Source organism: Roseovarius salis, assembly GCF_044472985.1.
GTDB lineage: Bacteria > Pseudomonadota > Alphaproteobacteria > Rhodobacterales > Rhodobacteraceae > Roseovarius > Roseovarius salis.
In genome coordinates, this window is record NZ_JBISDG010000034.1 from 1 (window position 1) to 12,212 (window position 12,212).

A 12,212-nucleotide genomic window follows, 5' to 3' on the forward strand; every position below is an offset into this window, starting at 1 on the left:
CGGGGGCGAGGCCGCCCGCGACCGCCAGCGCGCCCGGGGCAAGATGCCGCCGCGCGAGCGGGTGGCCAACCTTCTGGATCCGGGCAGCCCCTTCCTCGAGGTCGGGGCGACGGCGGCGCACGGCATGTATGACGGCGCGGCACCCTGCGCGGGCGTTGTCGCGGGTATCGGCCGGGTGTCGGGCACCGACTGCATGGTGGTATGCAACGATGCCACCGTGAAGGGTGGCACCTATTACCCCATGACGGTCAAGAAGCACCTGCGCGCGCAGGAGATCGCGGCGGAATGCCGGTTGCCTTGCATCTACCTTGTCGATTCGGGCGGTGCGAACCTGCCCAACCAGGACGAGGTGTTCCCCGACCGCGACCATTTCGGGCGCATCTTCTACAACCAGGCGAACATGAGCGCGGCTGGCATTCCGCAGATCGCGGTCGTCATGGGGTCCTGCACGGCCGGCGGCGCCTATGTGCCCGCGATGTCGGATGTCACCATCATCGTCAAGGAACAGGGCACGATATTCCTTGGCGGGCCGCCGCTGGTCAAGGCCGCCACGGGCGAGATCGTCACCGCCGAGGATCTCGGCGGCGGCGACGTGCACACCCGGCTTTCGGGCGTCGCCGATTACCTGGCCGAGGATGACGGCCACGCGCTGGCCATCGCGCGCCGCGCCGTGGCGGGCCTCAACCGGTGCCGCCCCGACACCGTCGCCTGGGCCAGCCCCGAGGAGCCGGCCTTCGATCCCGACGAGATCCTCGGCATCGTGCCGCCCGACCTGCGCACACCCTACGACATAAGGGAAGTGATCGCGCGCGTCGTGGACGGCTCCCGTTTCGACGAGTTCAAGGCGCGTTTCGGCGAGACGCTGGTCTGCGGCTTTGCGCATGTGCAGGGCTGCCCGGTTGGGATCATCGCCAATAACGGGGTTCTGTTCTCCGAGTCCGCGCAAAAGGGGGCGCATTTCGTCGAGCTTTGCAGCCAGCGGCGCATCCCGCTGGTGTTCCTGCAGAACATCACCGGGTTCATGGTGGGCCGCGCCTATGAAAGCGAGGGTATCGCCCGTCACGGGGCCAAGCTGGTGACGGCGGTGGCCACGACCTCCGTGCCAAAGATCACGATGCTCGTCGGCGGATCCTTCGGCGCTGGGAATTATGGCATGGCCGGAAGGGCTTATCAGCCGCGCTTCATGTGGACATGGCCGAATTCGCGGATCTGCGTGATGGGGGGCGAACAGGCGGCGGGGGTGCTCGCCACGGTCAAGCGCGACGCGATCGAACGCAAGGGGGCAACATGGTCGCAGGAGGAAGAGGACGAGTTCAAGCGCCCCACGCTGGAACAGTTCGAGCGCCAGAGCCACCCGCTTTATGCCAGCGCGCGGCTGTGGGATGACGGGATCATCGACCCGCGCAAGACCCGCGACGTGCTCGGCCTGAGCCTCAAGGCGGCGCTGAACGCGCCGATCGAGGAGACGCGCTTCGGCGTGTTCAGGATGTGATGGGGCAATGGGACGACTTTGCAGGCCGATATCGGGCCGCCGCCCGGCCTCTTCTTCTTGGGGCAAATACCCCGGGGAGCGCGAGGGGCAGGCCCCTCGCGTGGCAAGGATGCAACTGCACGGAAGGCACGAGGTGAGGCATCATGTTTGACACCATCCTGATCGCGAACCGGGGCGAGATCGCGGCTCGCGTGATCGCGACCGCGCGGGCCATGGGCGTGCGCACCGTGGCGGTCTTTTCGGATGCGGACCGCACCGCCAAGCATGTGGCGATGGCCGACCGGGCGGTGCATATCGGCGGGTCGGCGCCCTCGGAAAGCTACCTGCGGGGCGACCGGATCATCGAGGTGGCGCTGGAGACGGGCGCGCAGGGCATCCACCCCGGCTACGGGTTTCTCAGCGAGAACCCCGATTTCGTCGAGGCGGTGGAGGCGGCGGGGCTGACCTTCATCGGCCCCTCGGCCAGCGCCATCCGCGCGATGGGTCTGAAGGATGCCGCAAAGAAGCTGATGGAAGAGGCGGGCGTGCCGGTTGTGCCGGGCTATCACGGCGACAACCAGGACCCCGAGCATTTGTCGGGCGCGGCCGACGCGATCGGCTATCCGGTCCTCATCAAGGCCGTGGCGGGCGGCGGCGGCAAGGGGATGCGGCTGGTCGAGGCCCCGGAGAGATTCGCCGAGGCGCTGGAAAGCGCGCGGGGCGAGGCGAAGACGGCGTTCGGCAACGATGCGGTGCTGATCGAGAAGTTCATCGCCAAGCCGCGCCATATCGAGGTGCAGGTGTTCGGCGACGGGGAACGCGCGGTGCACCTGTTCGAGCGCGACTGCTCGCTGCAGCGGCGCCACCAGAAGGTGATCGAGGAGGCACCGGCGCCGGGCATGACCGCCGAGATGCGCGCGGCGATGGGGCAGGCGGCGGTGCGCGCGGCCGAGGCGATCGGCTACAAGGGGGCCGGCACGGTGGAATTCATCGTCGACGGCTCGCGCGGGCTGCGGACCGACGGGTTCTGGTTCATGGAGATGAACACCCGGCTGCAGGTGGAACACCCCGTGACCGAGGCGGTCACCGGCGTGGACCTCGTGGAGTGGCAGTTGCGCGTGGCCAGCGGCGAGGGGCTGCCCATGCGTCAGGAGGAGCTTGCCATCACCGGCCACGCTTTCGAGGCGCGGCTTTATGCCGAGGATGTGCCCAAGGGGTTCCTGCCCGCCACGGGGCGGCTGGCGCATCTGGCGTTTCCCGAAGGTGTGCGCGCCGACAGCGGGGTGCGGGCGGGCGACGAGATCTCGCCGTTCTACGATCCGATGATCGCCAAGCTGATCACGCATGGCGCCACGCGGGCCGGGGCGCTGCGGCGGATGGCGACGGCGCTTGGCGATTGCCAGGTGGCGGGAACGGTGACGAACCTGGCTTTCCTGGGGGCGCTGACGCATCACAAGGGGTTTGCCGGCGGTGACGTGGATACCGGGCTGATCGAGCGCGACCTGGAGGCGCTGGTCGTGGTGCCCGAGCCCGGCCCGCGGGAGACCGCGCTGGCCGCGCTGGCCGCGCTGGGGTTGCTGGACAGGGCCGGATTCGAGACCGGGTTCATCCTGTGGACGCCGCTGATGCGCAGCGTGCATCTGCGCCGGGGCGGCGAGGAGGTGGTTGTCAAGGTGCGCACGCTGTCGGCGGATGCGCATGACGTGATCGTGGACGAGGCCACGGTGGAGGCGCGGCGCAGCGGCGGGCGCTGGCAGCTTGATGGCGAGGCCGCGCCGCCGGTGGCCGTCAACGGCGCGCTGGTCAGCGTTTTCGCGCATTACGGGCTGAGCTTCGAGGTTGTCGACCTGCTGGAGCGTCACAGCCTTGCCGCGGGCGATGCCGACGTGATCGAGGCGCCGATGCCCGGGCTCGTGAAGGCATTGAGCGCACATCCCGGCCAGGCCGTCCGGGCGGGAGACCGGCTGGCCGTGCTGGAGGCGATGAAGATGGAACACAGCCTGTTGGCGGCGCGCGACGGCGTCGTGGCCGAGGTGCTGGTCGAGGAGGGCGCGCAGGTCGGTGCCGGGACGGCTCTGGTCCGGCTCGAGACGGAAGGAGGAGAGGCGGCATGATTACCCTTCACCACGTTCCCCAGACGCGCTCCATGCGCGTGCTGTGGTTGCTGCACGAGCTCGGCGTCGAGTTCCAGGTCGTCGTGCATCCCTTCGACAAGTCGCTGCGGCGGCCGGAATTTCTCAGCCTCTCTCCCGCGGGCCGCGTGCCCGCGCTCGAAATCGAGGGCGAGCGCATGTTCGAATCCGGTGCCATGGTGGAATACCTGTGCGAGAAATTCCCCGAGGCCGGGCTCGGCCGTATGCCGGGCGAGATGGGGCGCATGGACTGGTTGATGTGGGTGCATTTCGCCGAGACGATCAGCCAGCACGTGGCAATCCTGACCCAACAGCATATCATGCTCTACCAGCCCTCCATGCGCAGCCCCACGGTGATGAAGCTGGAGGCAGCGCGTCTGCGAAAATGCTATGCCGCGATCGAGGCGCAGCTCAGCACCCCGGTGGAAAACCGCGACCATATCCTGACCAGCGGCTTCTCGGCCTGCGATATCTGTGTTGGGCAGGCCGTCTACATGGCACGGCATTTCGCGGTGCTCGACGGGTTCCCGGAAACCGCGGCGTGGTATGAGCGGATCACGGCGCGCCCGGGCTTTCAGGCTGCGCTGCCCGATCCCGAGGGGGCTTTGCTCTACGACCGCCCCTTCTACGAGGTGCCCGCCGATGCATGACCGCGCCGAGATCTTCGAGGTGGGGCCGCGCGACGGGCTCCAGAACGAGGCACGACCGATTCCGACAGCCGACAAGATCGCGCTCATCGACACGTTGAGCGCGGCAGGCTTTGCCCGGATCGAGGTGGCAAGTTTCGTCAGCCCCAAATGGGTGCCGCAGATGGCCGACTCGGCCGAGGTTCTGGCCGGGATTACCCGCGCGCCCGGCGTGCGCTACGCCGCGCTGACGCCGAACATGCGCGGCTTCGAGGCGGCGCAGGCGGCGGGCGCCGACGAGGTGGCGATCTTCGGCGCGGCCTCGGAGGGCTTCTCCAAGGCCAACATCAACGCCACGATCGCCGAGAGCCTTGAGCGCTTCGCGCCCGTCGCAGGGGCGGCGCGGGCGGCCGGGCTGCCGGTGCGGGGGTATGTCTCCTGCGTCACCGATTGTCCGTATGACGGCACCGTGGCGCCCGGACAGGTGGCGCGCGTCGCTGAACGCCTGTTCGCCATGGGGTGTTACGAGATCAGCCTCGGCGACACGATCGGGCAGGGCACGCCGGAGCGGATCGACGCGATGCTGGCCGCCGTGACGGGGGCGGTCCCGGCAGAACGGCTCGCCGGTCACTATCACGATACGTCGGGCCGGGCGCTCGAGAATATCGAGGCCTCGCTTGCAAGGGGCTTGCGGGTCTTCGATGCCGCCGTCGGAGGGCTGGGCGGGTGCCCTTACGCGCCCGGTGCGGCCGGAAACGTGGCCACCGAGACCGTGCACAGGCGCCTTGCGGCGCTTGGCTACGCGACGGGGCTCGACCCGGATGTTCTGGATCGGGCAGCGGAGATGGCGCGCGCCATGCGCGGCCGCTGAGCCGGTAACGCCCACGAAGATTACCGGCCGTGGACACTGAAGGACCCTGGATCGAGGAGGAGGAGGAGCATGTTCGGCACAATCAGCATCGAGCGCGACGCGCGGGGCGTGGCGACGCTCTGGCTGGACCGGGGACAAAAGCACAACGCGCTGTCGGCGCAGATGATCGACGAGCTCCACGCCGCCGCGCAGGAGCTTGGAGGGGACGAGAATGTGCGTGTCGTGGTCTTGGCCGCCCGGGGCAGGAGTTTCTGCGCGGGGGGCGACCTTGGCTGGATGCGCGACCAGTTCGAGGCGGAGCCGGAGACGCGCAAACGCGAGGCGACAAAGCTGGCCATGATGTTGCAGGCGCTCAACACGCTGCCCAAGCCACTCATCGGGCGGGTGCACGGAAACGCCTTTGGCGGCGGTGTGGGCATGGCCAGCGTCTGTGACGTGGCCATCGGCGCCGATACCGTGCTGATGGGGCTGACCGAGACGCGCCTTGGGCTCGTCCCGGCCACCATCGGCCCCTATGTCTGCGCGCGGATGGGCGAGGCGCGGGCGCGGCGCGTCTTCATGTCGGGGCGCCGCTTCGACGCGGCGGAGGCGGTGGCGCTCGGCCTTTTGGCGCGCGCGGTGCCGGGCGACGCGCTGGATGCGGCGGTGGAAGAGGAGATCACCCCCTACCTGTCCTGTGCGCCGGGCGCGGTGGCGCGCTCCAAGGCACTCTTGCGCAGCCTCGGCCCGCGCATCGACGCGGCCACCATCGAGCACACGATCTCGGCGCTGGCCGAGGCGTGGGAGCAGCAGGAGGCGCACGAGGGGGTCGCGGCGTTCTTCGAAAGGCGAAAGCCCGGCTGGTCGGCCGGCTGAGTGGCGCGGCCGTGCCGGGCCGACCTGAAAACTCGGCCAAGGCCGGGCATTGCAGCGCCGGCCGAGCGCACTAGGTATCGTGCTACGACAGAGAGTGTTGAAATCGCGGGTGTTTTTCGACGGCATCGGGGCGGTGCGGCAACGCGTCCCGGCTGGGACGGGGGGCACGTGAAATTGTACCCCCTCGGTTGACCCCGTCATGGGCCGGGGGTAAACCCGGTCCAGTCACTGCAGCCATCTTGATGCGCGCGCCCGCGCATGAAAGGAGCCACATCGTGGAAGAGATGCTGAGGGAATACCTCCCTGTCCTCGTCCTCCTGGGCATTGCCATCGGCCTTGGTCTCGTCCTGATCCTTGCCGCTGTCGTCATTGCCGTCCGTCACCCCGACCCCGAAAAGGTCAGCGCCTACGAATGCGGCTTCAATGCGTTTGACGACGCGCGCATGAAGTTCGACATCCGCTTCTACCTCGTCTCGATCCTTTTCATCATCTTCGATCTCGAGATCGCGATGCTGTTTCCCTGGGCCGTGGCGTTCCAGGACATCAGCATGGCGGCTTTCTGGTCCATGATGGTGTTCCTCGCGGTGCTGACGGCTGGCTTTGCCTATGAATGGAGAAAGGGGGCCATGGAATGGGAGTGAACAACGAGACCGACGACGCGCTCGTCACCCCGACGCAGGGCCAGGGGCCGCAGGCGGACAGGGTCAAGAGCGGCCCGTCCAGCGAAGTGCCGGTCGAGGCGCACCGTGCGGGCTTCGTCCGAGAGCCGGCGGCGCAGGACCTTAACCGCGAGCTGCAGGACAAGGGCTTTCTCGTCACCTCGACCGAGGACATCATCAACTGGGCCCGGACGGGAAGCCTGCACTGGATGACCTTCGGTCTGGCGTGCTGCGCGGTGGAAATGATGCACACCTCCATGCCGCGCTACGACATGGAGCGTTTCGGTACCGCGCCGCGCGCAAGCCCGCGCCAGTCCGATCTGATGATCGTTGCGGGAACGCTTTGCAACAAGATGGCGCCGGCCCTGCGCAAGGTGTATGACCAGATGCCCGAGCCGCGCTACGTCATCTCGATGGGGTCATGCGCCAATGGCGGGGGCTACTACCACTACAGCTATTCCGTCGTGCGCGGCTGCGACCGGATCGTGCCGGTGGACGTCTACGTGCCCGGCTGCCCGCCGACGGCAGAGGCGTTGTTGTACGGGATCATGCAGCTGCAGCGCAAAATCCGCCGGACAGGGACGATCGTGAGATGACGAGTGCACTGAAAGCCCTCGGCGAACATATCGCCGGCAAGCGCCCGGACTGCGTTCTCGGCTGGGATATCGCGTTCAACGAGCTCAACGTCGATGTCGCGCTCAACAACATCGCCGGCATCACCGAGTTTCTCAAGACAGACCCGACCTGCCAGTTCAGCACTTTGGTGGACATAACGGCCGTGGACTATCCCGAGAGGCCCAAGCGGTTCGACGTGGTGTACCAGTTTCTCAGCATGTACCAGAACCAGCGCATCCGCCTGCGCGCGGCGGCGCGGGAAGAGGACATGGTGCCGTCGATCACCGGGGTTCATCCATCGGCCAACTGGTTCGAGCGCGAGGTGTTCGACATGTTCGGCCTGCTGTTCACCGGGCACCCGGACCTGCGCCGCATCCTGACCGATTATGGTTTTCGCGGCCATCCGCTGCGCAAGGATTTCCCGACCACCGGCTACACCGAGGTGCGTTACGACGAGGAGCAGAAGCGGGTTGTCTATGAGCCGGTCAAACTCGTGCAGGAGTACCGTCAGTTCGATTTCATGAGCCCGTGGGAGGGCGCGGATTACATCCTGCCGGGCGACGAGAAGCAGGACGCGCCTGAATGACCGGGCAAGGCGCTGAGAGAGGTGGCAGCATGATATGGCTCGTTCTGCTCTCGGTGGCGTTCGTGGTGCCGTTCTGGAAGCTGTTGCCGCAGTTCGGGATCAGTAGCTGGTGGGCGGTCACGGCCGTCTTTCCGCTGTGCGCGCTGATCCTGCTGTATATCATGGCCTTCGGGGCCGATCGTAAGGGAGGCCAGGGATGAAAGACGTCTCCAAGGGATTCGAAGACGCCCAGACCGGCGAGCAGAAGATCCGCAATTTCAACCTGAACTTTGGCCCGCAACACCCTGCGGCGCATGGTGTTTTGCGGCTGGTGCTGGAACTTGACGGCGAGATCGTCGAGCGGTGCGACCCGCATATCGGCCTTCTGCATCGCGGCACCGAGAAGCTGATGGAAAGCCGCACCTACCTGCAGAACCTGCCCTATCTCGACCGGCTCGACTACGTCGCGCCGATGAACCAGGAACATGCCTGGTGCCTGGCGATCGAGAAGCTCTGCGGTACGCAGGTGCCCCGCCGGGCGCAGCTGATCCGGGTGCTGTTCTGCGAGATCGGGCGCGTGCTCAACCACCTGCTCAACGTGACGACGCAGGCGATGGACGTGGGCGCGCTGACTCCGCCGCTATGGGGGTTCGAGGAGCGTGAAAAGCTCATGGTCTTTTACGAGCGTGCCTGCGGCGCGCGGCTTCACGCGGCCTATTTCCGGCCCGGCGGGGTCCACCAGGACCTGCCGCCCGAGTTGCTGGACGATATCGAGCAGTGGGCCGAAGAGTTTCCCAAGGTCGTCGACGACCTCGACGGGCTGCTGACGGAGAACCGTATTTTCAAGCAGCGCAACTGCGATATCGGTGTCGTGACCGAAGAGGACATCCAGCAGTGGGGCTTTTCGGGCGTGATGGTGCGCGGCTCGGGGCTTGCATGGGATTTGCGCCGGGCACAGCCCTATGAGTGCTATGACGAGTTCGATTTCCGGGTGCCCGTGGGCAAGAACGGCGACTGCTACGATCGCTATCTTTGCCGCATGGAGGAGATGCGGCAGTCGACCTTGATCATCAAGCAGGCCATCGACAAGCTGCGCGCGCCCGAGGGGCAGGGCGACATCCTGGCCCGCGGCAAGATCACCCCGCCGACCCGCGGCGACATGAAGACCTCTATGGAGGCGCTGATCCATCACTTCAAGCTCTACACCGAGGGGTTCCGCGTCCCGGCGGGCGAGGTCTATGCCGCCGTCGAGGCCCCCAAGGGCGAGTTCGGGGTCTACATGGTTTCGGATGGGACCAACAAACCCTACCGCGCGAAGTTGCGTGCGCCGGGGTACCTGCACCTGCAGGCGATGGACCACGTCGCTGGCGGGCACCAGCTGGCCGATGTCGCGGCGATCATCGGCACGCTGGACATCGTGTTCGGTGAGGTGGACCGGTGACGCGACGGTGGCATGTCGCGAAGCCGGTGCCGTGGCCCAAGCCGGCCGCGGTGATGCCGGGCGGCCCTGACCGAGCGCAAGCACTTGATATCATGTCCTACACGGCCGCCGACGGGGCCCCGACCCGGCCCGACGGTGGCGTGAAACTGACTACGGGAGCCAGTACCTAGATGCTGAGACGCCTTCACCACGAACAGCCCGACAGCTTTGCCTTCACCGAGGCGAACCAAGCCTGGGCCGAAGCGCAGATCACCAAGTACCCCGAGGGCCGGCAAGCCAGCGCCATCATACCGCTGTTGTGGCGCGCGCAGGAACAGGAGGGGTGGCTGACGCGCCCGGCCATCGAGTACGTCGCGGACATGCTGGACATGGCCCATATCCGCGCGCTGGAGGTTGCCAGCTTCTACTTCATGTTCCAGCTGCAACCGACCGGGTCCGTTGCACATGTACAGGTTTGCGGCACCACGTCCTGCATGATCTGCGGGGCCGAGGATCTTGTTGGCGTTTGCCGCGAGAAGATCGCGCCGAACCCCCACGAACTCAGCCCCGATGGCAAGTTCAGCTGGGAGGAGGTGGAATGCCTCGGCGCTTGCGCCAACGCGCCGATGGCGCAGATCGGGAAAGATTACTACGAGGACCTGACCGCTGAACGGCTGGGCGAGATCCTCGACGACCTCGCGGCGGGCAACGTGCCCGTGCCGGGGCCGCAGACGGGGCGCTACGCCTCTGAGCCGGAGCACGGCCTCACGACGCTGAAGGAGTTCGAGAGCGGGCGCACCCGGTACAACGCCTCGGTCGAGCTGGCCACGCAGATGAACGACACGATCAAGCGGATCGACGGAACCGAGGTGCCGCTGATCACGCCGTGGCGCGACAAGGGCGCCAACCACCAGCCGGCCGACCCGGCCTCTTACGTGACCGGAACGCCGGGCGAGGTGGGCGAACGCATGGAAACGGAGCCGCGTCCCGGCAACGGCGCGGCCGTCGATGCGACGGGGCGCTCCAAGCGTCAGGCCCAGGCCAAGAAGAAGGCCAGCCCCCAGGACGCCCCCGGCACGCAGCCCGTGCGCGAGCCCGCGGAGCCCGGTGTCGAGGCCGGCATGGGCAAGAAACCTCGCACGCTTGATCGGCCCGAAGGCGGTGCGGCCGACAACCTGAAGTTGATCAAGGGTGTCGGCCCCAAGCTGGAGTCGCTGCTGCACGACATCGGGATCTTTCATTTCGACCAGATCGCCGAGTGGACCGAGGAAGAGGTCGCGTGGGCCGACGAGAACCTTGTTGGTTTCAAGGGCAGGGTCAGCCGCGACGACTGGGTGCAGCAGGCGAAGGTGCTCGCCGAGGGGGGCGCGACCGGATCCGCCGACAGCGACGGCGACTGAAGTCCGGTGCGCCGTTGAGGGAATGACGCGATGCCGCAGACGGGGAAACCGGACATCTGCCTGTGGGCCTGTTGGGGCGTTGCCGCGCTCGCCGGCCTGCTGGCGTTTGGCGAACTGCTCCCCCGGCTCGATGTCATTGCCGCGTTGATGTTCTGCGGCGGGCTGGCCGTTCTGGTGGCCACGGCGGTGTCGCGCATGATCTGCAAGGATCCCGGCATGGCGCGCAATCTCGGCCTCGTCATGGGGCTCGAGCGGGACGACAGCTACAAGTCCGGGACGGAAGCAGCGGTATCTCCCGGCGGACCGGACAGCGAGCAAGGCGACCCGGCCCGCCCCGCCGCGCTGCCCGCGCCGCGCCACGGGCGTGCGGACGACCTGACGCGGATCAAGGGGATCGGCCCCGCGCTGGAGACGCTCTGCCACCGGCACGGGATCTACCATTTCGACCAGATCGCCGCGTGGTCGCCGCGCGAGGTGGCGTGGATGGACAGCAACCTCAAGGGATTTCGCGGCCGCGTCACGCGCGATGACTGGGTGGGCCAGGCCCGGGCCCTGATGGCCGATGCGCAGACGCCGGGCGAAAACCGTGTTATGACTGGTGCGGGCGCGGCCCGCACCAAGGCCGCGCCATGACCTATCAACAGGGGGATGGTACCATGGCGAATAACACTTCCGGACTGAGCTGCGGCGCAGGCTGCTGGCTCATGGCGGCCGCGGCCGGTGTCTTGGCGGTGATCCTGATGCTGACAATCGGCAATCTCGGGATCATGGCTTCGCTGTTTCTCGGCGGCGTGATCGTTGTCGGGCTGGGGCTGTTGTTCACGTTCCTTTTCTGCCGCGAGCTGCCTGCCACTGGGCCTCGCGGCGCGACGACGGGGACCAAGGCATCGGCACCCAAGGACGCGGAACGCGCAGAGCAGGCCCAGGCGGAAGGTGCGCATGCGGCGACGGCCAGGACGGGCGCGGTCGCCTCGGGGAACCAGCTGCCGGGCGAGCAGGAACTGGCGGCGCGCAAGGGAGCATGGAAATACGAGGGTGAGCGCGCCGCGACCGGCGCGGCACCGGCCCCGCAGGGTGGCGTGCGGCCCGAGGGCCTCGACCGGGCGCGCGGTGGACAGCCCGACGATCTGAAACAGATCAAGGGTATCGGCCCCAAGCTGGAACAGCTGCTCAATTCCATGGGCTACTACCATTTCGACCAGATCGCGGCATGGGCCGCGGACGAGGTCGCGTGGGTTGACGAGAACCTGGAGGGTTTCCGGGGGCGCGTCAGCCGCGACGACTGGGTCGAACAGGCCAAGACCCTCGCCGCCGGCGGAGAGACGGAGTTCTCCAGGCGCGTGGGGGACGGAGAGGTATATTGAACGGAACCGGAGGCACGAACAGGCACGATCCGGCCGCCCGCAAGGGGCGGCAAGCCGCCTTGGTGATCGCCGGAACGGCGTTGCTGTGGGTGCTGGCGACGCTGGTCGGGGACAAGGAAGGCTTCAGCCAGGGGCTCAGGCTGGTCTTCGATCTGGCGGCGCTGGCGGGCTTTGTCTTTGCCTTCTGGCTGATCTTCCAATACTGGCGGATGCGCCAGGACAATCAGGGGTAAG

The 12,212-nt window shown here is 67.3% G+C and carries 14 protein-coding genes; all 14 read left to right on the plus strand.

Annotated features, from left to right (window positions below; translation table 11 throughout):
* A partial coding sequence (locus ACH13J_RS13680) for a carboxyl transferase domain-containing protein (protein ID WP_397543902.1) occupies positions 1 to 1,492 on the plus strand: 1,492 nt, incomplete at its 5' end.
* A 143-nt stretch (positions 1,493 to 1,635) separates the two neighbouring features.
* Positions 1,636 to 3,585, plus strand: coding sequence for an ATP-binding protein (locus ACH13J_RS13685; protein ID WP_397543903.1), 1,950 nt, complete (start codon positions 1,636 to 1,638; stop codon positions 3,583 to 3,585).
* A complete protein-coding gene (locus tag ACH13J_RS13690) occupies positions 3,582 to 4,253 on the plus strand; it encodes a glutathione S-transferase N-terminal domain-containing protein (RefSeq protein WP_397543904.1) in 672 nt (223 codons plus the stop codon). The genes ACH13J_RS13685 and ACH13J_RS13690 overlap by 4 nt, the downstream gene beginning before the upstream one ends.
* Positions 4,246 to 5,100 (plus strand): hydroxymethylglutaryl-CoA lyase, encoded by an 855-nt coding sequence (locus ACH13J_RS13695; protein WP_397543905.1) that lies wholly within the window; start codon positions 4,246 to 4,248, stop codon positions 5,098 to 5,100. The genes ACH13J_RS13690 and ACH13J_RS13695 overlap by 8 nt, the downstream gene beginning before the upstream one ends.
* Positions 5,101 to 5,169: 69 nt before the next feature.
* The gene (locus ACH13J_RS13700) at positions 5,170 to 5,955 is read left to right on the plus strand and encodes a crotonase/enoyl-CoA hydratase family protein (RefSeq protein ID WP_397543906.1); all 786 of its coding nucleotides are present in this window, start codon (positions 5,170 to 5,172) and stop codon (positions 5,953 to 5,955) included.
* Between the two features lie 275 nt (positions 5,956 to 6,230).
* Entirely contained in the window at positions 6,231 to 6,596 is a 366-nt protein-coding gene (locus tag ACH13J_RS13705) for an NADH-quinone oxidoreductase subunit A (protein ID WP_397543907.1), read from the plus strand.
* Positions 6,587 to 7,210, plus strand: coding sequence for an NADH-quinone oxidoreductase subunit NuoB (locus ACH13J_RS13710; RefSeq protein WP_397543908.1), 624 nt, complete (start codon positions 6,587 to 6,589; stop codon positions 7,208 to 7,210). Before ACH13J_RS13705 ends, ACH13J_RS13710 begins: the two co-directional genes overlap by 10 nt.
* On the plus strand, positions 7,207 to 7,815 hold the full coding sequence (locus ACH13J_RS13715; protein ID WP_397543909.1) for an NADH-quinone oxidoreductase subunit C: 609 nt from the start codon (positions 7,207 to 7,209) through the stop codon (positions 7,813 to 7,815). Before ACH13J_RS13710 ends, ACH13J_RS13715 begins: the two co-directional genes overlap by 4 nt.
* 29 nt (positions 7,816 to 7,844) lie before the next feature.
* Positions 7,845 to 8,015: a hypothetical protein gene (locus ACH13J_RS13720; RefSeq protein WP_397543910.1), complete on the plus strand. Its 171-nt coding sequence runs from the start codon at positions 7,845 to 7,847 to the stop codon at positions 8,013 to 8,015.
* Positions 8,012 to 9,235, plus strand: coding sequence for an NADH-quinone oxidoreductase subunit D (locus ACH13J_RS13725; RefSeq protein WP_397543911.1), 1,224 nt, complete (start codon positions 8,012 to 8,014; stop codon positions 9,233 to 9,235). The genes ACH13J_RS13720 and ACH13J_RS13725 overlap by 4 nt, the downstream gene beginning before the upstream one ends.
* Positions 9,236 to 9,405: 170 nt before the next feature.
* Positions 9,406 to 10,614 carry an NADH-quinone oxidoreductase subunit E gene (locus tag ACH13J_RS13730; RefSeq protein WP_397543912.1) on the plus strand — a complete coding sequence of 403 codons (1,209 nt, stop codon included), beginning with the start codon at positions 9,406 to 9,408 and terminating at the stop codon, positions 10,612 to 10,614.
* A 30-nt stretch (positions 10,615 to 10,644) separates the two neighbouring features.
* Positions 10,645 to 11,247, plus strand: a complete 603-nt coding sequence (locus ACH13J_RS13735; RefSeq protein ID WP_397543913.1) for a hypothetical protein — start codon at positions 10,645 to 10,647, stop codon at positions 11,245 to 11,247.
* Between the two features lie 23 nt (positions 11,248 to 11,270).
* A complete protein-coding gene (locus ACH13J_RS13740; protein WP_397543914.1) occupies positions 11,271 to 11,978 on the plus strand; it encodes an endonuclease in 708 nt (235 codons plus the stop codon).
* On the plus strand, positions 11,975 to 12,211 hold the full coding sequence (locus ACH13J_RS13745; RefSeq protein ID WP_397543915.1) for a DUF5337 domain-containing protein: 237 nt from the start codon (positions 11,975 to 11,977) through the stop codon (positions 12,209 to 12,211). Before ACH13J_RS13740 ends, ACH13J_RS13745 begins: the two co-directional genes overlap by 4 nt.
* Position 12,212 lies beyond the last annotated feature (1 nt).